The sequence below is a fragment of the Winslowiella toletana genome, assembly GCF_032164335.1.
Classification (GTDB): domain Bacteria; phylum Pseudomonadota; class Gammaproteobacteria; order Enterobacterales; family Enterobacteriaceae; genus Erwinia; species Erwinia toletana_A.
This window is the reverse complement of the sequence record NZ_CP134152.1, coordinates 1,779,692-1,805,146: the sequence shown is the minus strand read 5'-3', so window position 1 is coordinate 1,805,146 and position 25,455 is coordinate 1,779,692. Positions and strand designations below refer to the sequence as shown.

The window sequence follows — 25,455 nt, the reverse complement described above, 5'->3', positions numbered from 1 at the left end:
AGCTAACCTTCGTGATTCACTAAAATAAGGCTTATTAAGAACATGGTAGATAAACGCGAATCCTATACGAAAGAAGACCTGATTGCTTCTGGACGCGGCGAACTGTTTGGCGCGGGAGGCCCACCGTTGCCATCAGGTAATATGTTGATGATGGACCGCGTGGTTAAAATGACCGAAGACGGCGGTAACTACGGTAAAGGTTACGTTGAAGCCGAGCTGGATATCAATCCGGAGCTGTGGTTCTTCGACTGTCACTTTATTGGTGACCCGGTAATGCCCGGCTGCCTCGGTCTGGATGCCATGTGGCAGCTGGTTGGATTTTATCTCGGCTGGCTGGGTGCGGAAGGCAAAGGCCGCGCACTGGGCGTGGGCGAAGTTAAATTCACCGGCCAGGTTCTGCCAACCGCGAAGAAAGTGACCTATCGCATTCACTTTAAGCGCGTCATTAACCGTAAACTGGTGATGGGTGTGGCGGATGGCGAAGTGCTGGTCGACGGTCATGTTATTTATAACGCGACTGACCTGAAAGTGGGCTTGTTTAAAGACACCACGGCTTTCTAAGCACTGATGTGAAAACCTCCGCGCTGAGCGGAGGTTATCTTCCCTAAATTAACAGTCAGTTATGCGTTAACTGCCCTGTCCTCCATGGCTTGTCGCCAACCTCCCAACCAGTGAGACCTTGCATCAATCACCTGATAGGGACACATCTCTTTAGAGCGTCCGGTAATTCCCGCTTGATAACCCCGTGAATGCGCCCGTTCCAGACGATCACGTTTCTGTCTCTTCATCATGCCTCGGTTCCCTCATTTAGGTCTGCTGGAATGTGGTGTAAAGAAAACAGTGGTCACAGAATGTGCAGCCACAATTAAGTTCTACAGCCTAATATTGGAAAGATCAATGCGCAAAATTCACGCCAATGTCATAAACGTTGGATATGATATGCAGCCTGCTGGCGGCAGCAGACCCGATAAAAGTGGATTATCTTTCTGAAATATCAAATAAAAAGTCCCTGAAGCTGAGAGCAACACGCTCTCAGACAATCAAGGACTTAGCGGTTTAGTAAAAATTTGTCTAATTTAAGCGCGAAAGCTCATTAGCCATTCGCTGAGCTTCCTGCTGCCAACCCTTCGCCAGCGTTCTGACCAACGCATCGTATCCATCCTCATCCTGCGGTAATGCCATCAGGAACGGTCGCTTAATCAGCTGGCTGTCGTGTTGCAGAATCCATTGACCGCTAATAATCACTTTACCGTCATAGCGGCCATGGAAACCAGTCACATTGACGTTAAGCGTATCGTGCTTATCACCCAGCGGCGTCGCCGAGACAATCCAGCCTGGCAGCACAGCGCTAAGGTTACTTACCAGCGTCTGTTGCAGCTGCTGGTCCAACGGGCTGGCCCACAGATTGTTGGCGGCAATGACATATTGCACATCGCTGGTCTGATAGACCACGCCGCTGCCGGCAAGGTAATCAGGCACTGATACGTGCTCAATCCACAGAATCGGCTTGTCAGGCGCGTTGCTGTTGATGGTGCTGGCACTGCCGGCCGCAGCCGGTAGTTGATAGTAAGTGGTTTCCGTTGTACTGCTACAGGCGCTCAGTGCCAGCGCCATTGCCACAGGGATCCATTTCATCATTGTTTAGCCCTCTTTGGCTGTGGGTCCTGGCCTGGTTTTGCTTCGAAGACCAGCGCGTTACTCTTATTATTCAGCGTTCTCAATACTGGCTGCAGTTCACGTAGTACCTGGTCGAGACGCTGCATATCGCCAACCATTTTGCTGTAAGCTGGCGAACCTGGCTGGAAGCCTTTCATACTGCGATTCAGTTCACGCAGGGTTTGTTGCATATCCTGCGGCAGCTCTTTCATCGACTGGCTGGAGGTGATCTGGTTGATATTATCCAGCGTCTTCTGCAACTCACGCAGCGTACGCTGGCTTTCTGCCAGAGTATTGGTTGCCTCGTTCACCATCGGATTCAGTGGCAACGCATTAACCTTATCCAGCGCCGTCATCAGTTTCTGCTGAATCTGGCTCAGACCGCTACTGGTGGTTGGAATAATCTCGTAACCGCCAATCTCATTTGGCCCGGTGTAAGGTTTCACTGAGTTATAGAAGTCGAGATCAACATACAGAGACCCGGTCAGTAAATTGGCCGATTTCAGTGAGGCGCGCAGCCCCTGCTTTCTGCCTTCCTGCAAGCGACGTTCCAGATCGAAGTTGCTGCCCATCATTTTAACGAAGCGTTGCGGCTCAATACGCACCAGCACCGGAATACGATAATCGTTATTCAGCTGCTGATTAGTACCCGGAACAAGGAAAGGTACCTGCGCTACGGTTCCCAGACGGATGCCGCGGAACTCGACCGGTGCGCCCGGCTGCAGACCACGAATCGAATCGTCAAAGAACATAACGAAGTCTTTATGCTCGGTGTACAGCGAATTCTGGATGCTGCGCTGATCGTCAAACAGCTGATACTCAGCATTATTTTCCGCTGGCTCGCCGAGGTCGCGCCCCTCTGGCACGTCGAAGCTGACGCCACCGCTAAACAGGGTCGTCAGTGAGCCCATTTCCACGCGCATGCCGGAAGCCGACATATCCACGGCGATGCCGCTGTCTTTCCAGAAGCGCACGTTGGTGGTGATCAGACGATCGTAAGGCGCGGTAACAAACAGCTGATAACGCATTGAGCGCTTGTCGGTATCGAACTGGCTGGTCTCGACTGAGCCAACGCGATAGCCACGGAACAATACCGGATCGCCGGCATTCAGTTGCCCGGCTTTATTGCTGTAAAGGGTAATACGCACCCCTTTCGCATCAGGCGGTGCCAGCGGTGGCGAATCCAACAGCTCGTAGCTTTCCGGCTTAGCTCCGTCAGTACTGCCCGGCTGCAGTTCAATATAGGCACCGGAAAGTAGCGTTCCGAGCCCGGTCACGCCTTCCTTACCAATTTGCGGTTTTACTACCCAAAACGCGGTATCACTTTTCAGTAGCTTCTCCATACCGGAGTTCATGCGCGCTTTGATTTCCACATGATGCAAATCGTCGCTCAGCACCGCGCTTTCAACGATACCGACGTTAACGCTACGACTTTTAATTGTGGTCTTACCGCCTTCAATCCCTTCGGCATTGGTGGTGATCAGGGTGACTTCAGGCCCCTGATGGCTGAAATGATAAAACAGTATCCACGCACCGATCAGAATGGTTACGATCGGGATGATCCAGACCGGCGACCAGCGTTTGATCTGCTCGACTTTGGCAACGCCGTGATTATTTTCCGTCAACGCTCGGCTCCTTCAAACTTTTTTCTCGTACTCGATCCCAGGTCAGGCGCGGATCAAAAGTGATTGCCGCGAACATGGTGAGAATCACCACCACCGCAAACAACAGCGCACCTGTAGCAGGATAAATACTCATTAATCGCCCCATACGCACCAGCGCAGAGAGCACGGCAATAACAAAAACGTCAATCATCGACCAACGTCCGACAAACTCCACCACTTCATAGATAAGATGCATCTTTTCGCTGTCGTGACGACCACGGCCACGCCCATGCGCATCCCAGCAGAGCCAGCCAATGGCAATCATCTTCAACGACGGCACCATTATGCTGGCGATAAAAATCACCAGCGCGACCGGATAAGAACCGTCGCTCCACAACAGAATAACCCCGGCCATAATGGTTGAATCCATTTTGTTGCCGAGCGCTTCAGTGACCATGATCGGCATCAGGTTGGCCGGAACATACAGCACAATTGAAGTGATCAGCAGCGCGATGGTCCATTGCAGGCTGTGCCTGCGTCTGGCATGCCCGGTGGTTCCGCAACGCGGACAGACCAGCTGATCGACGGGAAGAATCGCGGTACAGCAACGACAGGAGCGCACGCCCTGGCGCAGGCCGCTAATACCGGCAATCGGTTTATGCGGCAGTGCTGGCATCGGATCGACTTGCTGCCATAGCCAGCGGCGATCGACACACTGAAACGCGCGCAGCTGTAACACACAAAACAGACACCAGGGAACAAAGCTGCTGCCGATACCGATATCGCCATAGGCCATCAGTTTGACGAAACTGACCAGCACGCCGGCGAGGAAGATCTCCGCCATACTCCAGCTTTTCAGCTGAAACAGTATACGAGCCATCCAGCGCCGCAGCGGTTCGGCCATGCGCACCTTATTCACCAGCAGCAAAATCGCCACCATGCAAAAAGCCGGAACGCCCTGCACAAACAGCATAAACAGTGTCGCGAGACTGCTGTAATTCTCAGAAACCATCACCTGCGGAATCTGCATCAGGGTGATCTGGCTGCTCAGACCGGCGACCTGCATATTAACAAAAGGAAAAAGGTTGGCGAGCAACAGCATAAACAGTGCAGCAATCGCGTAGCCGGTTGGCCGCTTGCGCGGCTCAACCCAGTTGGCAATTAATGTGGTGTGACAGCGTGGACAACTCGCTTTGCTGCCGGGTTTAATCTCCGGCAGCTGTGTCATCAGGTCACATTGGGGACAGAGCATCCAGTGATGCGCGTGGTCCGACGAACACATACCTTACACTCCCGTTATATCAGGCACCGTTTTTCAGGGATTCAAGGTATTCCCAGCGCTCGAAAGCCACTTCAAGCTCCTGCTCGGTTTGCGCCAGCGCATCCAGCACCGGTTGGGTTTTATCGTGCGGCTGGTTGAAGAAATTGGCATCGGCCATCTGCGCCTGCAGATCGACAATCTTGTTCTCCAGCTGCTCCAGCTTTTGCGGCAGCTGTTCCAGTTCACGTTGCAGGTTATAGCTTAGTTTGGTTACCGGCCGTTTAACAGTTTCGCTTTTAGCACTTTCCTGCTTTGGCGTGTTGGCGGCCGGTTTGCTGGCGGCGCGAGTTTGTTTGTAAGCCGCACGCTGCAACTGCGCATCGTGGTAGCCACCAACAAAGCTGCCAATCTCACCATTGCCTTCAAAGATCCAGCAGTCGGTAACGGTATTGTCGACAAACTGACGATCGTGGCTGACCAGCAGCACGGTACCCTGATAGCCATCAATCAGCTCTTCCAGCAGCTCCAGCGTTTCCACATCGAGGTCGTTGGTCGGTTCATCGAGAATCATCAGGTTGCTGGGTTTCAGGAACAGGCGCGCCAGCAGCAGACGGTTACGCTCACCACCGGACAGCGCACGTACCGGAGTCATTGCGCGTTTCGGGTGGAACAGGAAGTCCTGCAAATAACCCAGTACGTGGCGCGGCTTACCATTTACCAGCACTTCTTGCTTACCTTCGGCAAGGTTATCCATCACGGTGCGGTCCGGATCGAGTTCAGCACGGTGCTGATCGAAATAAGCCACTTCCAGTTTGGTGCCAATATGCACACGGCCGCTGTCGGCTTTCAGCTGATCGAGCATCAGCTTCAGTAAGGTGGTTTTACCACAGCCGTTCGGGCCAACCAGTGCAATCTTGTCGCCGCGCTGCACCTGTACCGAGAAATCTTTAACCAGCTGTTTACCCGAGATGCCGTAATCGACATTTTCCAGCTCAAAGACGATTTTGCCTGAACGGCTGGCTTCGCCCACCGACATATTGGCTTTGCCCATTACTTCGCGGCGCTCAGAACGCTCGCGACGTAAGGCTTTTAATGCGCGCACGCGGCCTTCATTACGGGTACGACGCGCCTTAATGCCCTGACGAATCCAGACCTCTTCCTGCGCCAGTTTACGGTCGAATTCGGCATTCTGCATCTCTTCCACGCGCAGCGCTTCTTCTTTACCCAGCAGATACTGGTCGTAATCACCCGGCCAGGAAACCAGCTTGCCGCGATCGAGATCGACAATGCGGGTTGCCATATTGCGAATAAAGGAACGGTCGTGGGAAATAAATACGATGCTGCCCTGGAAGGTTTTCAGGAATCCTTCCAGCCAGTCGATAGTTTCAATATCGAGGTGGTTCGTTGGCTCATCGAGCATCAGCACGCGCGGATTACTGACCAGCGCACGACCCAGCGCCGCTTTACGCAGCCAGCCTCCGGACAGTGAAGAGAGTGGCACATCGGCCTGCAGGCCAATCTGCTCAAGCACATCATTAATGCGGCTCTCGAGCTGCCACAGATTCTGGTGATCGAGAATCGTTTGCAGACGCGCCATCTCGTTAAGGTTTTTATCGCTCGGATCTTCCATCACCACATGGGAAATTGCGTGATAGGCCTTCAGATGCTCAGCCTGCTCGGCGACACCTTCAGCGACAAAGTCATACACCGAACCCTCGACGTTACGCGGTGGATCCTGCTGCAGGCGGGCAACAATCAGATCCTGTTCGTAAATGATACGGCCATCGTCCAGAGGCTGTTCGCCGTTGATAATTTTCATCAGCGTCGATTTACCGGCGCCATTACGGCCTACCAGACAGACGCGTTCATTCTCTTCGATATGAAGCTCAGTGTTATCCAACAGCGGCGCATCGCTGAATGACAGGTAAGCACCATGAATACTGATCAGTGACATAAAAACTTATTCCTTACCAGCATGAGTAATCAGCCAGCAGTTATGAATTTGACGGTTGCGGGCAAAATCCTGCGACTGGGTTTTGGCCGTAATTTCCTGCGCATTCAGACCCAGTGACGCCAGTCCCTGTTGGTCCATTTTGAATCCGCGTTTATTGTTGGAGAACATGATGGTGCCGCCCTTACGTAACAGACGCTTCAGGTCGGTCATCAGCGCCAGATGATCGCGCTGAACATCAAAACTCTCTTCCATACGTTTTGAGTTGGAGAAAGTCGGTGGATCGATAAAGATCAGATCGAACTGCTCCTGACTTTCGCGCAGCCAGCTGAGGCAATCTGCCTGCATCAGACGATGCTGACGGCCGGTCAGGCCATTCAGGCGCAGGTTGCGCTCTGCCCACTCCAGATAAGTCCGTGACATATCCACGGTAGTGGTGCTGCGCGCACCGCCCAGCCCGGCATGTACGCTGGCGCTGCCGGTGTAAGCAAACAGGTTAAGGAAATCCTTACCTTTGCTCATCTGGCCAAGCATTTTACGCGCCACGCGGTGGTCAAGGAACAGGCCGGTATCGAGATAGTCGGTCAGGTTGACCCATAATTTTGCATTAAATTCCGAAACTTCAAAGAAATCGCCCTTCTCACCCAGTTTCTGATACTGGCTTTTACCCTTCTGCTTTTCACGCGTTTTCATCACCAGCTTGTTAGCTGGCAGATTAAGCACGCTCAGGGTGGCAGAAATGACGTCGAACAGGCGCTGACGAGCTTTATTTGGATCGATAGTTTTCGGCGGCGCATACTCCTGCACCACGACCCAGTCACCGTAGCGGTCGACCGCCACGTTGTAGTCTGGCAGATCGGCGTCGTAAATACGGTAGCATTCGATGCCTTCCTGCTTCGCCCACTTTTCCAGTTTCTTCAGATTTTTACGCAGGCGGTTGGCATAATCTTCCGCGATCTGCCCTACCGCGTTTGGCGAGCTGTTGACCGCCAGCTGATAGTTTTTCTGTACGCAGTCCAGCGGGCCGTTTTTCGCTTTGAACTGGCGATCGGCACGCAGTTGCAGGCAGCTTAACAGCTCCGGTGATGCGCTGAACAGCGACAGATTCCAGCCACCAAAGTGGCTTTTCATAATGCGACCCAGCTGGGAGTGCAGTGCAATCAACGCCGGCTCGCTCTCGAGACGCTCGCCGTATGGCGGGTTACTCAGCACGGTGCCGGTTGGCCCTTCCGGCAATGGATTGGTCAGTTGCAACACATCCTGCACGTTAAAGCTGATCACATCGGCCAGACCGGCACGACGGGCATTCGCGCGCGCGCGCTCCATTACGCGTGAATCATTATCGTAACCATAGAAGCGGGAAGTGGTTTCCTGCAGGCCGCGACGCGCGCGCACCTGAGCTTCACTGGTGACTTCACGCCACAATTCTTCATTATGCTTGTTCCAGCCGAGGAATCCCCAGTGGGTACGATGCAGACCTGGTGCACGATCGCTGGCGATCATCGCCGCTTCAATCAACAGCGTACCTGAACCACACATTGGATCGAGCAGCGGCGTACCCGGCTGCCAGCCGGAGCGCAGCACGATTGAGGCCGCCAGGTTCTCTTTTAACGGTGCCTGACCGGCCTGCTGACGGTAGCCGCGCTGATGCAGGCCATCGCCACTCAAATCGAGGGCAATGCTGGCAGTGTCTTTATTCAACCAGACGTTTACGCGAATATCGGGCTGTTCGCGATCGACATTCGGACGCGGCAAATTTTTACGCGTGAAGCTGTCAACGATGGCATCTTTCACTTTCAGCGCACCGAACTGGCTGTTGCGGATCACTTCATTGGTGCCGCTGAAGTGGACGGCAAAAGTCCTGTCGCTGTCGAACATTGCGGTCCAGTCGATCACCTGCGCGCCAATATACAGGTCCAGATCGCTGTAAACACCGCACTCGGTTAATGGCAGCAGAATACGCGACGCCAGTCGACTCCACATCAGGCTTTGATAGAGTAAACGATCGTCTCCCTGAAAATGTACGCCGCCCTGGACGACCTGGCAGTCTTGCGCACCCAGCGCTTCCAGTTCACTTTTCAATAGCTCTTCGAGCCCACGCGCCGTACTGGCAAACAGAGAATTCATATCGTCACTTACTGTCCTGAGAAAATTGTTGCGCATTATAGCTAATCACAGACGCATGTCATAAAGTTAGCTTCTTTTCGTCCGACGATTTATCCGCTTTTAGCCGATTTTCGCTTCAGACTACCCGCTCAAGCATGGAGAGCCCCATGATTACCTTGTCGCGCCTGTTTATTCACCCGGTCAAGTCGATGCGCGGCTTGCAGCTGTCGCACGCCCAGGCGCTGGAGAGCGGTCTGGCATTTGACCGCATTTTTATGATTACCGAGCCGGATGGCACCTTTATTACCGCGCGCCAGTTTCCGGAAATCGTGCTGTTCACCCCGGCGCTGACGATTGATGGCCTGTATCTGCAAGCGCCGGATGGCAGCAGCGCCAGCATTCGTTTTGCCGACTTTGCCGCTGAATCGGCCGCCACCCAGGTTTGGGGCAACCATTTTACCGCACTGATCGCGCCGGAAACCATCAATCACTGGCTGAGCGGTTTTTTTCCGCGTCCGGTACAGCTGCGCTGGGTCGGGCCGGAAATGACTCGCCGGGTGAAAAAACATCCGCAGACTCCACTTGGATTTGCCGACGGCTTTCCCTATCTGTTAGTCAATGATGCCTCACTGTTCGATCTGCAACAGCGCTGCCCGGCCAGCGTTAAACTGGAGCAGTTCCGCCCTAACCTGGTGGTCAGCGGGGCCAGCGCCTGGGCCGAAGACGGCTGGTCAGTGGTGCGCATTGGTGATATTACCTTTGATGTCCCCAAACCTTGCAGCCGCTGCGTATTTACCACCATCAGCCCGGATCGCGGACGCAAACATCCCAGCGGTGAACCGCTGGCCAGCTTGCAAAAATTCCGCAGCGCGGGCGATGACAGCGGCGATGTCGATTTTGGCCTTAATCTTATTGCCCGCAACAGCGGCGTGATCCGCGTTGGCGATCGGCTGGAGATTCTGCAAACCAAAACACCGCGTATTTATGGCGCTGGTCAGGTGGTAGAAACGCTGGCGGTCGAACAACAGGCAGAAACGGCGGTGACCATTGCTTATCAGGGCGGGCAGTTCAGCGGTAACAATCAGCAAGTGCTGCTGGAACAGTTAGAGATGCAGGGCCATCGTATTCCTTACTCCTGTCGCGCCGGAATATGTGGCAGTTGCAAAATGACGCTGGTTTCCGGAGAAGTGAAAGCCATGAAACAGAGTGCGATTCGTGATGACGGCACTATTCTGGCGTGTAGCTGTATTCCTGCGGGCGATATTGAGCTGGCTTAATACTGGAACGCCGAACAGACCCGGCGTTAAACCGCCTGATCGTAACTCACCGACTCTTTCTTCACGTGCGGAACCAGGCGGTCGTGCATAATTTTAATCGCATCGCCCAGCACCATACTGCGCCCGGCCAATGTCAACTGGCTCTGGGCTAACAAACAGAGCGCCGCACTCTCACCGGTTTCTACCACCAGCAGACGTGCCTGCTCGCCATTCTCGCACAGCTGCACCTTGACCATGTCGCCCTCACCCGGACGCCATTCAACGTGATGATAACTTTCAAAATGCCAGCTTTTCGGCATTAACGGCTTGAGAAAGCGGGTTGCCACCAGTGCATTCAGCACCAGCTCAGCGCGTTGTTCGGCTTTCAGCCCGGCCTGTCGGCATTTTTCGTCAAAGTTGAAGAACAGTGCGGCATCGTCGACGCAAAAGCCAGAGACGCTGAAAGCATCCGGGGTTAACATTTTGCGCGGGAAACGGGAACGGAACAGCATACCATCTGCCAGATCGAGCATCATGCGATCATGCTCTGCGTCAAAAAACCAGCGCCAGTTGTCGTCAGGTTTAATTCTCATGGTACGCCCTTTAAAGAAATAAATTGTTACTCTTGCCTGGAGTTTTGTATTCAAAACCTCTGCATAAGCCGAAGATGAAACGTAGCGGCAAAAATGAATATAGACTAAATATTGATGAATCGGGATAAAATATAAACGAGCCAGCGGCAGAAATAAAGCCCCTGGCTAATTTAGCGTAGAACAGTATCAGAGCCGCATCACAGTTGTGACACTATTTCCTTAATCAGTGGCGGTCCTTTATAGATAAAACCAGAATATATTTGCACCAGTGTGGCTCCGGCAGCGATTTTTTCCCGCGCCGCAACCAGAGAATCAATGCCGCCCACGCCGATAATTGGGATGCGCCCCTGCAGCTCCTGTGCCAGGCGGCGAATCACTTCGGTGCTGCGTAACTGTACCGGGCGCCCGCTGAGTCCACCCGCTTCGTCGCAATGTTTTAATCCGGCCACTAGCGAACGGTCGAGGGTGGTATTGGTGGCGATCACGCCATCAATATTATGACGCAGCAAACTCTCCGCTATTTGGATCAACTCTTCTTCAGAGAGATCCGGCGCGATCTTCACCGCCACAGGAACATATTTGTGGTGAATTTTTTCCAGTTCCTGCTGCTTAATTTTGATCGCAGCCAGCAATTCGTCCAGCGCTTCACCATATTGCAGGGTGCGTAAACCTGGCGTGTTCGGTGAGGATATATTGATGGCAATATAACCGGCGTAGGGATAGACCTTCTCCATGCAGATTAAATAATCGTCTTTGCCCTGCTCTACCGGCGTGTCTTTATTCTTGCCGATATTAATGCCGAGAATACCGTCGAAATGAGCTTTTTTAACGTTCTCGACCAGATGATCCACCCCGAGGTTATTAAAACCCATGCGGTTAATAATCCCTTCAGCTTCGACAATACGAAACATGCGCGGCTTGTCGTTACCGGCCTGTGGGCGCGGGGTGACGGTGCCAATTTCGACAAACCCAAAGCCCATCGCGGCAAAAGCATCGATACATTCGCCGTTTTTATCCAGCCCTGCGGCCAGCCCCAGCGGGTTCTTAAATGTCAGCCCCATACACTTCACCGGTTTGTTCGGTAGTTTCTGTCGGATTAGGGCGGAAAAGGGGGTGCCGGATAGTCGGCGCAGCTGCTGAAAAGTCAGTTCATGCGCCCGCTCTGGATCGAGCTGAAACAGCGCCTTACGAACGATGGGATAGTACATACACTCTCCTGGATTCCCGGTGGCCAAACGGGGCGGTATTATCCGGGATAAACAAAAGAAAAAACAGGATCTAAAACAAATCTCGCCGAATAAAGGCAAACGTTTTCTCTGTTCTTACCGTGGATTGCTCTCCTTATCTGAAAACTGGCTTAGATTTGCCGGATAAATCATTTAAACGCCCCTCCCTGCTCTGTCAGGATAGCTTCATCTGTTCTGAAATAAGTTTAATCAATAACTTTTAGTTATAAGGAGTGTTTATGCGCGTTATTAGTCTGGCGGGAAGCCCTCGCTATCCTTCACGCTCCACGGCGCTGTTAACCCTTTGCCAGGCAGCACTGGAAAAACGCGGCGTTGAAGTGATTCCATGGAATCTGCATAACTTCCAGCCAGAAGATCTACTTTATGCGCGTTTTGACTCCCCGGCGCTGCTGGCATTAAAGGAAGACCTTGAAGGCGCCGATGGCTTAATCGTTGCCACGCCGGTGTATAAAGCCTCTTTCTCCGGCGCACTGAAAACCCTGCTCGATCTGCTACCTGAACGCGCCCTCGAACATAAAGTGGTTTTGCCGCTGGCAACCGGCGGCACCATTGCGCATATGCTGGCGGTAGATTACGCCCTGAAGCCGGTGCTTAACGCGCTAAAAGCGCAGGAAGTTCTGCACGGCGTGTTTGCCGATGATACGCAAATCACCCACTACGACCGTCAGCCGGAGTTAAGTGCGGTACTGGCTTCCCGCATTGATGATGCGCTGGAGACCTTCTTCCATGCGCTGTCGCGTCGTCATTACCCCCTCGCCGCTGCGGTATAAGGACAACAAATAATGAAACGATTACGCCATTGGTTATCCGGCTGCGCCCTGAGCGCCCTGCTGGTCTTTACCAGCAGCGCCAGTGCCGATGCATCGGCCCCGCAGCAGTTTCGTATTGGTTATCAGAAAGGCTCGGTGAGTATGGTGCTGGCAAAATCGCATCAGCTGCTGGAGAAGCAGTTTCCTCACACCACCATCAAATGGGTTGAATTTCCGGCCGGGCCACAACTGCTGGAAGCGCTGAACGTGGGCAGCATCGATCTCGGCGGCACCGGCGATATTCCACCACTGTTTGCGCAGGCAGCCGGAGCCGATCTGCTTTACGTCGGTTCCGAACCAGCAAAACCGCTGGCCGAAGTGATTCTGGTGCCGAAAGACAGCCCGCTGAAAAGCGTCGCCGATCTTAAAGGGCACAAAGTTGCCTTCCAGAAAGGCTCCAGCTCGCACAATTTGCTGCTGCGTTCATTGCAACAGGCGGGCCTGAACTTTAGCGATATCAAAGCCACTTATCTGACGCCAGCGGATGCGCGCGCTGCGTTTCAACAGGGTGATGTCGATGCCTGGGCAATTTGGGACCCTTACTACTCTGCCGCGTTATTGCAGGGCGATGTCCGGGTATTAAAGGATGGCACCGACATGAACCTGACCGGCTCGTTCTATCTGGCTGGCCGTAGCTTTGCTGAAGCCAATGGCGGCTTTATTCGTCAGGTACTGGATACCTTCAGCCAGGCCGATGCTCTGACCCGCACCGATAAAGAACAAAGTATCGATCTGCTGGCTAAAGCCATTGGCTTACCCAAACCGGTTGTTGCTACCTACCTCAGCCACCGCCCGCCTACCGTGATTACGCCGGTAAGTGAGCAAACGGCCAAAGCGCAGCAACACACCGCAGACCTGTTTTATCAGAATCGTTTAATGCCGGTGAAAGTCGATATTACCGATCGCATCTGGCACGACGCACCCGCACATCAATAAGGAGCACATCATGAGTCTTTCCGTTTTCTGGTTTCTGCCTACTCACGGTGACGGCCATTATCTTGGTACCGGAGAAGGCGCTCGTCCGGTCGATCATGGCTATCTGCAACAGGTCGCGCAGGCGGCGGACCGCCTTGGCTTTGGCGGCGTACTGATCCCTACCGGCCGCTCCTGCGAGGATGCCTGGCTGGTGGCAGCCTCACTGATTCCGGTTACTCAGCGCCTGCGTTTCCTCGTGGCGCTGCGTCCGGGAGTCATTTCCCCTACTCAGGCCGCTCGTCAGGCCGCAACCCTCGATCGCCTTTCCAATGGTCGCACCTTGTTTAACCTGGTGACCGGCGGCGATCCGGAAGAACTGGCCGGTGATGGTGTGTTTCTCGACCATCGTGAACGGTATGAAGAGTCTGCTGAATTTACCCGCGTCTGGCGACGAGTGCTGGAAGGCGAAACGGTTGATTATGAAGGTAAACACGTGCACGTACGCGGTGCGCGCCTGATGTTTAAACCGGTACAGCAGCCGCGTCCACCGTTGTGGTTTGGCGGCTCATCGGCGGTGGCTCAGGATCTGGCCGCCGAGCAGGTGGATGTTTATCTCACCTGGGGTGAACCACCGGCACAGGTCAAAGAGAAAATTGAAACGGTGCGCGCCAAAGCGGCTGCACAGGGCCGTACGGTTCGTTTTGGCATTCGCCTGCACGTTATCGTGCGTGAAACCAATGAAGAAGCATGGCAGGCGGCGGACCGACTGATTTCACACCTTGATGATGCCACCATCGCCAAAGCGCAGCAGGCGCTGGCCCGTACCGACTCTGTCGGCCAACAGCGTATGGCGGCACTGCACGGTGGTCGCCGCGACAAGCTGGAGATCAGCCCCAATCTGTGGGCAGGCGTCGGTCTGGTCCGTGGCGGTGCCGGAACCGCGCTGGTTGGCGATGGTGCAACCGTTGCGGCGCGGATGCAGGAATATGCCGATCTCGGTATCGAGACGTTTATTCTTTCCGGTTACCCGCATCTGGAAGAAGCCTACCGCGTTGGCGAACTGCTGTTCCCGCACCTCGACCTGAATGTGCCGGAAATTCCGCAACCGCGCAAAATTGCGGCGCATGGTGAAGCGGTGGCGAACGATTTTGCTCCGCAGAAAGTGTCACAGAGTTAAGAGGTCACGATGAGCAAACTACGGAATCGACTGGCCAATCAGCTGGCTCCCTGGGCACTGCCGATACTGCTGGTTGTGGTGTGGCAGATTGCTTCACAAACCGGGCTGCTGTCGACGCGGATTCTGCCGTCACCAGAAAATATTGTTATCACTTTCTGGCGGCTGTCTGCCAGCGGTGAGCTGTGGCAGCATCTGGCAATCAGTAGCTGGCGTGCGATAGTGGGTTTCAGCATCGGTGGCTCGATTGGCCTGTTGCTGGGGCTGATTACCGGTATGTCTCGCTGGGGTGAACGCCTGCTGGATACTTCAGTACAGATGCTGCGTAACGTCCCGCACCTGGCGCTGATCCCGCTGGTCATCCTGTGGTTTGGTATTGATGAGTCAGCGAAAATCTTTCTGGTGGCGCTCGGCACGCTATTCCCGATCTACCTGAATACTTATCACGGTATTCGCAATGTCGATCGCGGGCTGGTGGAGATGGCACGCAGCTATGGTTTATCCGGCTGGAGCCTGTTTGTGCAGGTGATCCTGCCGGGAGCGCTGCCATCGATTATGGTTGGCGTACGCTTTGGGCTCGGCCTGATGTGGCTGACGCTGATTGTCGCGGAAACCATTTCAGCCAACTCCGGTATTGGCTATCTGGCGATGAACGCCCGCGAGTTTCTGCAAACCGATATCGTGGTGGTGGCGATTATTCTTTATGCCCTGCTCGGCAAACTGGCAGACGTCAGTGCGCTGTTACTTGAACGCGTCTGGCTGCGCTGGCATCCGGCCTATCAACTGAAAGAGGAAAACGCATGAGCGAGCTAACTTCTTCGCCGGCGCGTCTCAATGCCGGCACGCCGCTGGTGATCAATGGTGTCAGCAAACAGTACGGCGGCCGTACCATCCTGAATGACATCAACCTGCATATTCCCTCCGGACAGTTTGTCGCGGTGGTCGGCCGCAGCGGCTGCGGCAAAAGTACCCTGTTGCGCTTGCTGGCCGGGCTGGAAACCACCAGCTCCGGCGAGTTACTGGCAGGCAGTACGCCGCTAAGCGAGTCGCGTGATGATACCCGCCTGATGTTTCAGGATGCGCGGCTGCTGCCCTGGAAAAGCGTGATTGATAATGTCGGGCTGGGATTACGCGGTAAGTCGTGGCGCAAGGCGGCGCTGGAAGCGCTGGATGCCGTCGGGCTGGCCGATCGTGCCAGTGAATGGCCAGCGGCCCTTTCCGGCGGACAAAAACAGCGTGTGGCGCTGGCGAGAGCACTGATTCATCGTCCGGGCCTGTTACTGCTGGATGAGCCACTGGGTGCGCTGGACGCGTTAACCCGCATTGAGATGCAGGATCTGATCGAATCACTCTGGCAACAGCATCATTTTACCGTGTTACTGGTCACGCATGACGTCAGCGAAGCGGTGGCAATGGCCGATCGGGTACTGTTAATTGAGGAAGGCAATGTCGGGCTGGATTTAATCGTTGATTTGCCGCGTCCGCGCCGTCGCGGCTCGGCGAAGCTGGCTGAGCTGGAGGCAGAAGTGCTGGATCGAGTGATGAAACGTGCGCCGGCAGAACCGGCAACAGAAAAACGCTACGCGCAGCGTTAAAATTAAGACGGGCGGCGCAAAGCCGCCCGTAAAACCATTACGCGTTTAACGCTTTAGTAATTTTCTCGTAGAGATCGCCAGAGAGTTTATCCAGCCCCTTCAGCTGTTCCAGCGCCTGACGCATTAATCCCTGACGCGTCGCATCGTAACGTTTCAGACGAATCAGCGGCTCAATCATACGCGCAGCAACCTGTGGGTTCCGCGTGTTGAGATCGGACAGAATCTCCACCAGGAACTGATAACCACTGCCATCGATAGCATGAAATGCTGATGGATTGGCTGAAGCAAAAGCGCCAATCAGCGAGCGCGTGCGGTTAGGATTGCTCAGGCTAAACGAACGGTGATGCAGCAGTTCACGCACCCGCGACAACACATCTGCCGCCGGGCTGGTAGCCTGCAGGATAAACCACTTATCCATCACCAGCCCATCCTGATGCCAGCGCTCGTCAAAGCTCGCCAGCAGAGCTTCACGGCATGGCAGCTGCGCGGCAACTGCCGCCGACATCGCCGCTAATGCATCAGTCATATTGTTGGCGTGCTGATACTGCGCGGTAACCAACTTCTCGGCCAGCGTTTCATCACCCAGCGCCAGATAGCTCAGGCAGATGTTTTTCAATGAGCGTTTGCCAATTTCCGCATGTTCCACGCGATATTCACTGCTCTGGTTCGCGTAATAAACCGCCAGCAGTTCGTCAGCCAGCTCCGTCGCCAGCGTGCGCATCAGCGCATCACGTACCGAAGAGATAGCTTCCGGATCGATGGTTTCAAACAGTTCAGCGATTTCGTTCTCACCCGGCAGCGTCAGAATCAGCGCCGTCAGTGCCGGATCGCTGTTCTCTTCCAGCAGCACTGCCCGGAAGGCATCCGCAACATGCTGAGGCAGCGACAGTGGCTGGCCCTGCTGATGACGCGCGACATTCAGCTTGATGTAAGTTGCCAGCAGGCTTTGCGCAGCGTCCCAACGGGAGAAGTCATTGCTGGCGTGACGCATCAGGAAAGTCAGCTGCGCATCACTCCAGTTGTAATCCAGTTTTACCGGCGCGGAGAATTCTCGCAGCAGTGACGGAACCGGCTGGAAGTGAACGTTATCAAAGATAAAAGTCTGGAACTCTTCGGTGACATTCAGCACGTTGTGCACCGGATGGCCGTTATGCTGCAGCGGGATCACTTTTCCTTGTTCATCGTACAGTTCGATGTTCAACGGAATATGCAGCGGCAACTTCTCTTTTTGATCGGCAGTTGGCGGCGTCATCTGGGTAACATGGAGCGTGTACTGCTCCAGTTCCGGATTGTAGTCATCACGCACCGACACCACCGGCGTACCGGACTGGCTGTACCAGCGACGGAACTGCGACAGATCGACATTGGACGCATCTTCCATTGCCTGCACAAAATCATCACAGGTCGCTGCGCTGCCATCATGGCGTTCAAAATAGAGCTGCATGCCTTTCTGGAAATTCTCTTCGCCCAGTAGCGTGTGCAGCATACGAATCACTTCCGAACCTTTCTCATATACCGTCAGGGTATAAAAGTTATTCATCTCGATAACCTGCTCGGGACGAATCGGATGCGCCATCGGGCTGGCGTCTTCGGCAAACTGTGAGCCTCGCATTACACGCACATTATCAATGCGGTTTACCGCACGGGAGCCGAGATCCGAACTGAATTCCTGATCGCGGAAAACCGTCAGCCCCTCTTTCAGGCTGAGCTGGAACCAGTCGCGACAGGTTACACGGTTACCGGTCCAGTTATGGAAGTATTCATGGCCGATCACCGCTTCAATACCGAGGTAGTCTTTATCGGTAGCGGTTTCTGCTTTCGCCAGCACATATTTGGAGTTAAAGACGTTGAGGCCTTTATTCTCCATCGCGCCCATATTAAAGAAATCGACGGCGACGATCATAAAGATATCAAGATCGTATTCAAGGCCGAAGCGCTCTTCATCCCACTTCATGCTGTTTTTCAGCGAGGTCATCGCCCAGTCAGCACGATCGAGATTGCCGCGATCGACATAGATTTCTAACGCCACATCGCGGTTTGATCGCGTGGTAAAACTGTCGCGCAGCACATCAAAATCGCCGGCCACCAGCGCAAACAGGTAGCACGGTTTCGGGAACGGATCTTCCCACTTCATCCAGTGGCGACCGTCTTCCATTTTGCCGCTATCAAGGCGGTTACCGTTGGAGAGCAGGAAAGGATAACGCGCCTGGTCAGCGATAATCGTGGTGGTAAAGCGCGCCAGCACGTCCGGGCGATCGAGATACCAGGTAATATGACGGAATCCTTCCGCTTCACACTGGGTACATAATGCTTCACCGGATTTATACAGGCCTTCCAGCGCGGTATTTTGGTCCGGGTGGATATCGTTAACAATCTTCAGCGTAAAGTTTTCCGGCAGCTGTTCGACGATCAGCGCACCTTCCTGTAATTGGTAATGACTCCAGGGCTGGTCATCAACTTCCAGCGAGATCAGCGTCAAATCTTCGCCATCAAGGCGCAAAGCCGCATTGCTGGCACCCAAGCGTTTGATGCGGCTTACCGCCGTTACGCGAGTCACGCTGGCATCAAGATTAAAAGTCAGATCAATATCGGTAATGGTGTAATCAGGCGCACGATAATCATGGCGATTCTTAGCTTGAGGCTGTTGCGTCATAGAATTCTTCTCACGTCTTCAGAAAAAAGTTAATCGCTTCAAGTCTATTCCTGTTGCGCAAAGGTTGCCACGTGGAATCACCCTTAGCAGCAGCAAATCACACATTCTATTAACAATGGCACTTTTTACCCTCGACCTGACGGTCTGAATTATGCTGTGATCGGGTTCAATAAATAAGTAATCCGGTTATACTTCTGGCTCTTGACTGAGACACTTTACTTACACCAAGGAAACGCTCCGCGCGCGAGAGGATGCTGAAACGCACCATGACACGACACGCTTCCCCGATATTGACTACGCTGCTTGACACTGATGCCTACAAGCTTCATATGCAGCAAGCCGTGTTTCATCGCTATAACGACGTTGTCGTTGCCGCAGAGTTTCGTTGCCGTGGTGACGACCTGCTGGGTATTTATGCAGATGAAATTTCTCAACAGATCGCGATGATGTCCGCGCTGGCACTGAACGACGAGGAGTACAACTACCTCGCGTCACTGCCGTTTTTCACCGCAGACTATCTCAACTGGCTGCGCGACTTCCGTTATGATCCGGCGCAAGTACAGGTGCGCAATCATCATGGCAAACTGGATATCCGCATCACCGGCCCGTGGCGCGAAGTGATTATGTGGGAGGTTCCGCTGCTGGCACTGATCAGTGAAGTGGTGCATCGCCACCGCTCACCGCAGGTGACCACGGAAATGGCAGTGGAACATCTGCACAGTAAGCTGGCAGCGTTTAACCGCCTGACGGCGGATATTGATCTGTCGCGCTTCAGGCTAATGGACTTCGGCAGCCGTCGCCGCTTCTCTGGCGAGGTGCAACTGGCGATTGTCAGCACCCTGAAGCAGCAGTTCCCGTGGCTGGTGGGTTCGAGCAATTATGAAATTGCCCGCAAACTCGATATCACACCGGTGGGCACACAGGCTCATGAGTGGTTCCAGGCACATCAGCAAATCAGCCCGGTGCTGGCCAACAGCCAGCGTGCGGCACTTCAGGCGTGGCTGGACGAGTATGATGACCGGCTGGGTATTGCGTTAACCGACTGCATCACGATGGACGCTTTCCTGCGTGATTTCGGCCCGGCCTTTGCCAGCCGCTATCAGGGTCTGCGCCATGATTCGGGCGATCCGGTTGAATGGGGTGAAAAAGCCATCGCGCATTATCAGCGGCTGGGCATTGACCCACTGAGTAAAACGCTGGTGTTTTCCGATAATCTCGATCTGGAAAAAGCGGTCAACCTTTATCGCCACTTTGATCAGCGCGTTAACCTTAATTTCGGTATCGGTACGCGGCTTACCTGCGATATTCCACAGGTAAAACCGCTGAATATCGTGATCAAACTGGTTGAGTGTAACGGCAAGCCGGTGGCTAAACTCTCCGACAGCCCGGGTAAAACCATCTGTCAGGATCCGGCATTTGTCCGCGCATTACGCAAAGCTTTTGACCTGCCGCTGGTTAAAAAAGCCAGCTGATACCTCACGGGGACGAGCCGCTTCGTCCCCGAACTCCCCGATTTTCAGAATAAATCTCGTCTGCTGCCGCGAATTCTGCTTGTGTCCTGCCCGACGGCAAGTAACATAGCAAGACCCTCAGTTCCGGGGGTTATTAATTTTCAAATCAGAAACTAATAAAGAGAGAAATTTATGAGCGTAGTGCCTGTAGCGGATGTACTGCACGGCCGGGCTGCGGTTGACAGCGAAGTCACCGTACGTGGTTGGGTGCGTACCCGAAGAGATTCGAAAGCCGGTATTTCCTTTGTCGCCGTTTATGACGGTTCCTGCTTTAATCCCGTTCAGGCTGTCGTAAATAATTCTCTGAATAATTATCAGGAAGAAGTATTACGCCTGACCACCGGCTGTTCGGTGATTATCACCGGCAAAGTGGTGGCCTCGCCGGGTGAAGGCCAGAGCTTTGAAATTCAGGCCAGTGCGGTAGAAGTGGTTGGTTGGGTTGACGATCCGGACACCTATCCAATGGCGGCAAAACGTCACAGCATTGAGTATCTGCGTGAAGTTGCTCACCTGCGTCCGCGCACCAACCTGATCGGTGCCGTCGCGCGCGTTCGTCATACGCTGGCCCAGGCGCTGCATCGCTTTTTCCACGAGAACGGCTATTTCTGGGTTTCCACTCCGCTGATTACCGCCTCCGATACCGAAGGTGCCGGTGAGATGTTCCGCGTGTCGACGCTGGACCTGGAAAACCTGCCGCGTGACCCGCAGGGTAAAGTAGATTTCAATGAAGACTTCTTTGGTAAGGAAGCCTTCCTGACGGTTTCTGGCCAGCTGAACGGTGAGACCTACGCCAGCGCACTGTCTAAAATCTACACCTTTGGCCCAACCTTCCGCGCAGAAAACTCCAATACCAGCCGTCACCTGGCTGAATTCTGGATGCTGGAGCCGGAAATTGCTTTTGCCGACCTGGACGATGCAGCGGCGCTGGCTGAAGCGATGCTGAAATATGTGTTTAAAGCGGTACTGGAAGAGCGCGCCGACGATATGGCGTTCTTTGCTGAACGTGTTGATAAAGATGCGGTAGCTCGTCTTGAACGTTTTGTCACCACCGACTTCGCTCAGGTAGATTACACCGACGCGGTAAATATCCTGCTGGCATCCGGCAAGAAGTTTGAGAACGACGTTTCCTGGGGTATCGATCTCTCCTCTGAGCATGAGCGTTATCTCGCCGAGCAGCACTTTAAAGCGCCTGTGGTAGTGAAAAACTATCCGAAAGATATCAAAGCTTTCTATATGCGCCTGAACGAAGACGGTAAAACCGTGGCCGCGATGGACGTTCTGGCTCCGGGTATCGGTGAAATTATTGGGGGTTCACAGCGTGAAGAACGCCTTGATGTGCTGGATGCTCGCCTCGAAGAAATGGGCCTGAATAAAGAAGATTATTGGTGGTATCGCGATCTGCGTCGCTATGGCACCGTGCCTCACTCAGGTTTTGGTTTAGGTTTCGAACGATTAATCGCCTATGTCACCGGCGTACAAAATGTAAGAGATGTTATCCCGTTCCCACGTACGCCACGTAACGCCAGCTTCTGATTTTCAGCATTAAATATAAGAAATTCATATATATAAAAAGGTCAGCCTCGCTGACCTTTTTTTATTTTTGTAAATTTAGAGTTGTCTCACAAAGTTCCGCATTTTTTACATCCAGTTACACATATTTTCCTTTTGCAACCAGATTAGGATATTAGTAGCATTTTCGAGGTGGATTAACCGTGCTTTGAATGGAAAGATGCCTGCAGACACAGGAAGACACCAAACTCTCATCGTGGTTCTGTAAAGAATTATTGACGGCAGTGGCAGGTGTCCGAATAAACTCCAATGAGGGTAATAATAAATGATGAAGCGCAACATTCTTGCAGTAGTAATTCCAGCTCTGTTAGCTGCTGGTGCAGCAAACGCGGCAGAAATCTATAATAAAGACGGCAACAAACTGGACCTGTACGGTAAAGCCGTTGGCCTGCATTACTTCTCTAAAGATGACGGTAGTGACGGCGACCAATCTTATGTGCGTTTCGGCTTCAAAGGTGAAACTCAGATCTCTGACCAACTGACCGGTTACGGCCAGTGGGAATATAACGTTCAGGCGAATAACTCTGAAGGTTCTGACGCGCAAGACGGCAACAAAACCCGTCTGGGCTTTGCTGGTCTGAAATTCGGCGACGCAGGTTCTTTCGACTACGGTCGTAACTACGGCGTGGCTTATGATGCACTGGCATGGACTGATATGCTGCCAGAATTCGGTGGTGACTTCGGCTTCTCCGACACCATGACCAGCCGTACTACCGGCGTGGCAACTTACCGTAACAACAACTTCTTCGGCCTGGTTGATGGCTGGGATTTCGCCGTACAGTATCAGGGTAAAAACGATCGTGAAGACATCCGTCGTGCGAATGGCGATGGCTGGGGTCTGTCCTCTTCTTACGTTTCTCCAATCGGTGTCGGCATCGTAGCTGCATACGCAAGCCAGGACCGTACTGCGCGTCAGAACACCGGTGCAAACACTCTGGGTCGTGGCGACCGTGCTGAAGTTTGGGCAACTGGCCTGAAATATGACGCAAACAGCGTATACCTGGCAGCAACCTACGCTCAGGGCCGTAACGCAACGCCAATTTCTGGTTCACGTGCTAACGCTAATGGCATTGGCCGTACCGACGTTTCTGGTTTTGCTAACAAAACTCAGGACATCGAATTGGTTGCTCAGTACCAGTTCGACTTCGGCCTGCGTCCATCCTTGGCCTATATTCAGACCAAAGCTAAAGACGTAGAAGGTATTGGCGATGTTGACACCACCAAATATGTTTCTGTGGGCAGCACCTACTACTTCAACAAAAACATGTCTACCTATGTTGATTACCGTATCAACCTGCTGAACAACAACAACGCGTTAGACCTGCCTACCGACGATATCGTCGCACTGGGTCTGGTTTACCAGTTCTGATTTCCTGCGATACAGCGTATCGCAGCAAACATAAACGGAGCCGAAAGGCTCCGTTTTTATTTACCGATTTTATCTTTCACTCACCTTTCCCGGCCGCGTTGATTACGGTTTCTGCCGCTCCGGTATTGCCGGTATTAGCCTGCTCAAATCAGTCTGAGATCTGCGTAGTTCTTTTTGTCGCAAACGGTTGGCATTTGCACGTTCTGGCGTTAACCTGAGAGTTCAATTCGCTTTAGAATAAGCTTACGGACCCTCTCATATGTTTGAAAACATTGCAGCTGCACCCGCCGACCCGATTCTTGGTTTAGCCGATCTTTTCCGCGCCGATGACCGTCCCAACAAAATCAATCTCGGTATTGGTGTTTACAAAGATGAAACCGGTAAAACACCTGTACTGACCAGCGTGAAGAAAGCGGAACACTATCTGCTGGAAAACGAAACCACTAAAAATTACCTGAGCATTGATGGCCTGGCGGATTTCGGTCACTGTACGCAGGAGCTGTTATTTGGTAAAGGCAACGAGATTCTCACCAGTAAACGTGCGCGTACTGCGCAAACCCCTGGCGGTACCGGTGCACTGCGCGTAGCGGCAGACTTTCTCGCCAATCAGACCGCGGTAAAACGCATCTGGGTAAGTAACCCAAGCTGGCCTAACCATAAAAATGTGTTCGAGTCTGCGGGCCTGGAAGTGTGCGAATACAATTACTACGATGCGGAAAACCATCAGCTTAATTTCGATGGCATGGTTGCCAGCCTGCGTGAAGCGAAAGCGGGTGACGTAGTGCTGTTCCACGGCTGCTGCCACAACCCAACCGGCGTCGACCCAACCGCAGAACAGTGGGCGCGGCTTTCTGAACTGTCTCAGGCCAGCGGCTGGTTACCGCTGTTTGACTTCGCCTATCAGGGTTTTGCCCGTGGACTCGAAGAAGATGCTGAAGGCCTGCGTATTTTCGCTGCCAGCCATCAGGAACTGATCGTTGCCAGCTCTTACTCCAAGAACTTTGGCCTGTATAACGAGCGCGTGGGGGCATTTACGCTGGTTGCTGCTGATGCTGCAATTGCTGATACCTCTTTCAGCCAGGTAAAAGCCACCATTCGTGCCAACTACTCTAACCCACCGGCTCACGGTGCGGCAGTGGTTGCCACTATTCTGGGTAATGAGGCTCTGCGCACGCTGTGGGAGCAAGAGCTGACCGATATGCGCCAGCGTATTCACCGCATGCGTCAGCTGTTTGTGAATACTTTGCAGGAGAAAGGCGCTAACCGCGACTTCAGCTTTATCATCAATCAGAACGGCATGTTCTCTTTTAGCGGCCTGACCAAAGATCAAGTGGTGCGCTTGCGTGAAGAGTTCGGTGTTTATGCGGTGAATTCCGGACGCGTTAACGTGGCCGGTATGACGCCAGATAACATGGCGCCGCTGTGTGAAGCGATTGTGGCAGTGCTTTAATAGTCCGTTGGGGCGGCGTTATCGCCGCCTCTGATGAAGATGAGCGCTGGACGGGAGCCCGAAAACGGCTCCCCTACGCGGCTACTGCAGGAAAGGATTACTGACCCGTTCGTGACCGAGTGTCGACATCGGTCCGTGGCCTGGGATAAAAGTCACGTCATCGCCCAATGGCAGCAGTTTATCTGTGATGGAATCAATTAACGCCTGATGGTTGCCCTGTGGGAAATCACTGCGGCCAACACCACCATTGAAAATCACATCACCAGAGACCAGCAGACGACCTTCAGCATCAAAGAACACAATATGACCCGGCGTGTGTCCTGGGCAATGCAGGATATCGAGCCTGACATTACCGACCTCAACACTTTCGCCCTCTTCCAGCCAGCGATCCGGCGTCAGTGGCGCGCACTCTGCCAGTCCAAACATACGGCTCTGGGCCGGTAAGCCTTCCAGCCAGAAAGCATCGAGCTTTTGCGGTCCAATAATCTTCACCGCATAATGCGCGGCAAGTTCTGCGGCAGCACCAACGTGATCGAGATGACCGTGCGTCAGCAGAATCTGCTTAACGTTGACACCCTTCTCCGCCACTGCTTGCTTAATCTTCTCAGCGTCACCACCCGGATCGACGATGGCGGCTTCTTGCGTTTCCGCACACCAAATCAACGAACAGTTCTGGGCAAATGCCGTGACGGGAATAATGTGATAGTCCATAACGCTCCGTTACCGGCTAACACAG

Annotated in this window: 21 protein-coding genes; 11 read left to right on the top strand and 10 right to left on the bottom strand. The window is 53.5% G+C overall.

What is annotated here, in order from left to right; translation table 11 throughout:
* The first annotated feature begins 42 nt into the window (after positions 1–42).
* Positions 43–561, top strand: coding sequence for a bifunctional 3-hydroxydecanoyl-ACP dehydratase/trans-2-decenoyl-ACP isomerase (gene fabA / locus RIN69_RS08445; RefSeq protein ID WP_313856800.1), 519 nt, complete (start codon positions 43–45; stop codon positions 559–561).
* A 59-nt stretch (positions 562–620) separates the two neighbouring features.
* Here fabA and rmf read toward each other — a convergent pair whose 3' ends face one another.
* The 6 genes from rmf to rlmKL all read right to left on the bottom strand — a co-directional run bounded on the left by rmf (position 621) and on the right by rlmKL (position 8,599).
* Entirely contained in the window at positions 621–788 is a 168-nt protein-coding gene (gene rmf, locus RIN69_RS08440; protein ID WP_313857652.1) for a ribosome modulation factor, read from the bottom strand.
* Between the two features lie 283 nt (positions 789–1,071).
* The gene (gene pqiC / locus RIN69_RS08435; RefSeq protein WP_313856798.1) at positions 1,072–1,638 is read right to left on the bottom strand and encodes a membrane integrity-associated transporter subunit PqiC; all 567 of its coding nucleotides are present in this window, start codon (positions 1,636–1,638) and stop codon (positions 1,072–1,074) included.
* A complete protein-coding gene (gene pqiB, locus RIN69_RS08430) occupies positions 1,635–3,281 on the bottom strand; it encodes an intermembrane transport protein PqiB (RefSeq protein ID WP_313856797.1) in 1,647 nt (548 codons plus the stop codon). Before pqiB ends, pqiC begins: the two co-directional genes overlap by 4 nt.
* Positions 3,268–4,542 (bottom strand): membrane integrity-associated transporter subunit PqiA, encoded by a 1,275-nt coding sequence (gene pqiA / locus RIN69_RS08425; protein WP_313856795.1) that lies wholly within the window; start codon positions 4,540–4,542, stop codon positions 3,268–3,270. The genes pqiB and pqiA overlap by 14 nt, the downstream gene beginning before the upstream one ends.
* Before the next feature lie 19 nt (positions 4,543–4,561).
* Positions 4,562–6,475, bottom strand: a complete 1,914-nt coding sequence (locus RIN69_RS08420) for an ABC transporter ATP-binding protein (protein WP_313856794.1) — start codon at positions 6,473–6,475, stop codon at positions 4,562–4,564.
* Between the two features lie 6 nt (positions 6,476–6,481).
* Positions 6,482–8,599, bottom strand: a complete 2,118-nt coding sequence (rlmKL, locus tag RIN69_RS08415; RefSeq protein WP_313856793.1) for a bifunctional 23S rRNA (guanine(2069)-N(7))-methyltransferase RlmK/23S rRNA (guanine(2445)-N(2))-methyltransferase RlmL — start codon at positions 8,597–8,599, stop codon at positions 6,482–6,484.
* Positions 8,600–8,745: 146 nt separating this feature from the next.
* Between rlmKL and RIN69_RS08410 the strand changes: the two genes are divergently transcribed.
* On the top strand, positions 8,746–9,855 hold the full coding sequence (locus RIN69_RS08410) for a YcbX family protein (protein ID WP_313856792.1): 1,110 nt from the start codon (positions 8,746–8,748) through the stop codon (positions 9,853–9,855).
* Between the two features lie 26 nt (positions 9,856–9,881).
* Here the strand turns inward: RIN69_RS08410 and RIN69_RS08405 are convergent, their stop codons facing one another.
* Together RIN69_RS08405 and pyrD are read right to left on the bottom strand one after the other, a co-directional pair.
* Positions 9,882–10,427: a cell division protein ZapC gene (locus RIN69_RS08405; RefSeq protein ID WP_313856790.1), complete on the bottom strand. Its 546-nt coding sequence runs from the start codon at positions 10,425–10,427 to the stop codon at positions 9,882–9,884.
* A 197-nt stretch (positions 10,428–10,624) separates the two neighbouring features.
* The gene (gene pyrD / locus RIN69_RS08400; protein ID WP_313856789.1) at positions 10,625–11,635 is read right to left on the bottom strand and encodes a quinone-dependent dihydroorotate dehydrogenase; all 1,011 of its coding nucleotides are present in this window, start codon (positions 11,633–11,635) and stop codon (positions 10,625–10,627) included.
* Between the two features lie 257 nt (positions 11,636–11,892).
* On the opposite strand from pyrD, the gene ssuE reads away from it, so the two are divergent.
* From ssuE to ssuB, 5 genes are read left to right on the top strand one after another with little or no spacing between them, the layout of a single operon-like run.
* Positions 11,893–12,444, top strand: coding sequence for an NADPH-dependent FMN reductase (gene ssuE / locus RIN69_RS08395; RefSeq protein ID WP_313856788.1), 552 nt, complete (start codon positions 11,893–11,895; stop codon positions 12,442–12,444).
* A gap of 12 nt (positions 12,445–12,456) precedes the next feature.
* Positions 12,457–13,419, top strand: a complete 963-nt coding sequence (locus tag RIN69_RS08390; RefSeq protein WP_313856787.1) for a sulfonate ABC transporter substrate-binding protein — start codon at positions 12,457–12,459, stop codon at positions 13,417–13,419.
* A gap of 10 nt (positions 13,420–13,429) precedes the next feature.
* Complete coding sequence (gene ssuD / locus RIN69_RS08385; RefSeq protein ID WP_313856786.1) at positions 13,430–14,575, top strand: FMNH2-dependent alkanesulfonate monooxygenase; 1,146 nt, start codon at positions 13,430–13,432, stop codon at positions 14,573–14,575.
* A 9-nt stretch (positions 14,576–14,584) separates the two neighbouring features.
* Positions 14,585–15,376, top strand: a complete 792-nt coding sequence (gene ssuC, locus RIN69_RS08380) for an aliphatic sulfonate ABC transporter permease SsuC (protein WP_313856785.1) — start codon at positions 14,585–14,587, stop codon at positions 15,374–15,376.
* A complete protein-coding gene (gene ssuB, locus RIN69_RS08375) occupies positions 15,373–16,167 on the top strand; it encodes an aliphatic sulfonates ABC transporter ATP-binding protein (RefSeq protein ID WP_313856783.1) in 795 nt (264 codons plus the stop codon). The genes ssuC and ssuB overlap by 4 nt, the downstream gene beginning before the upstream one ends.
* A gap of 37 nt (positions 16,168–16,204) precedes the next feature.
* Here ssuB and pepN read toward each other — a convergent pair whose 3' ends face one another.
* Positions 16,205–18,820, bottom strand: a complete 2,616-nt coding sequence (gene pepN, locus RIN69_RS08370; protein WP_313856782.1) for an aminopeptidase N — start codon at positions 18,818–18,820, stop codon at positions 16,205–16,207.
* 266 nt (positions 18,821–19,086) lie between these two features.
* Between pepN and pncB the strand changes: the two genes are divergently transcribed.
* The 4 genes from pncB (at position 19,087) to RIN69_RS08350 (ending at position 24,719) form a co-directional block, all read left to right on the top strand.
* Positions 19,087–20,292 (top strand): nicotinate phosphoribosyltransferase, encoded by a 1,206-nt coding sequence (gene pncB / locus RIN69_RS08365; RefSeq protein ID WP_313856780.1) that lies wholly within the window; start codon positions 19,087–19,089, stop codon positions 20,290–20,292.
* Positions 20,293–20,463: 171 nt separating this feature from the next.
* Positions 20,464–21,864: an asparagine--tRNA ligase gene (gene asnS, locus RIN69_RS08360; RefSeq protein ID WP_313856779.1), complete on the top strand. Its 1,401-nt coding sequence runs from the start codon at positions 20,464–20,466 to the stop codon at positions 21,862–21,864.
* Positions 21,865–22,165: 301 nt separating this feature from the next.
* The gene (ompF, locus tag RIN69_RS08355) at positions 22,166–23,269 is read left to right on the top strand and encodes a porin OmpF (protein WP_313856778.1); all 1,104 of its coding nucleotides are present in this window, start codon (positions 22,166–22,168) and stop codon (positions 23,267–23,269) included.
* Between the two features lie 259 nt (positions 23,270–23,528).
* Entirely contained in the window at positions 23,529–24,719 is a 1,191-nt protein-coding gene (locus RIN69_RS08350; RefSeq protein WP_313856777.1) for an amino acid aminotransferase, read from the top strand.
* Positions 24,720–24,800: 81 nt separating this feature from the next.
* Here RIN69_RS08350 and RIN69_RS08345 read toward each other — a convergent pair whose 3' ends face one another.
* The gene (locus RIN69_RS08345; protein WP_313856775.1) at positions 24,801–25,430 is read right to left on the bottom strand and encodes an MBL fold metallo-hydrolase; all 630 of its coding nucleotides are present in this window, start codon (positions 25,428–25,430) and stop codon (positions 24,801–24,803) included.
* Between the last annotated feature and the right edge of the window lie 25 nt (positions 25,431–25,455).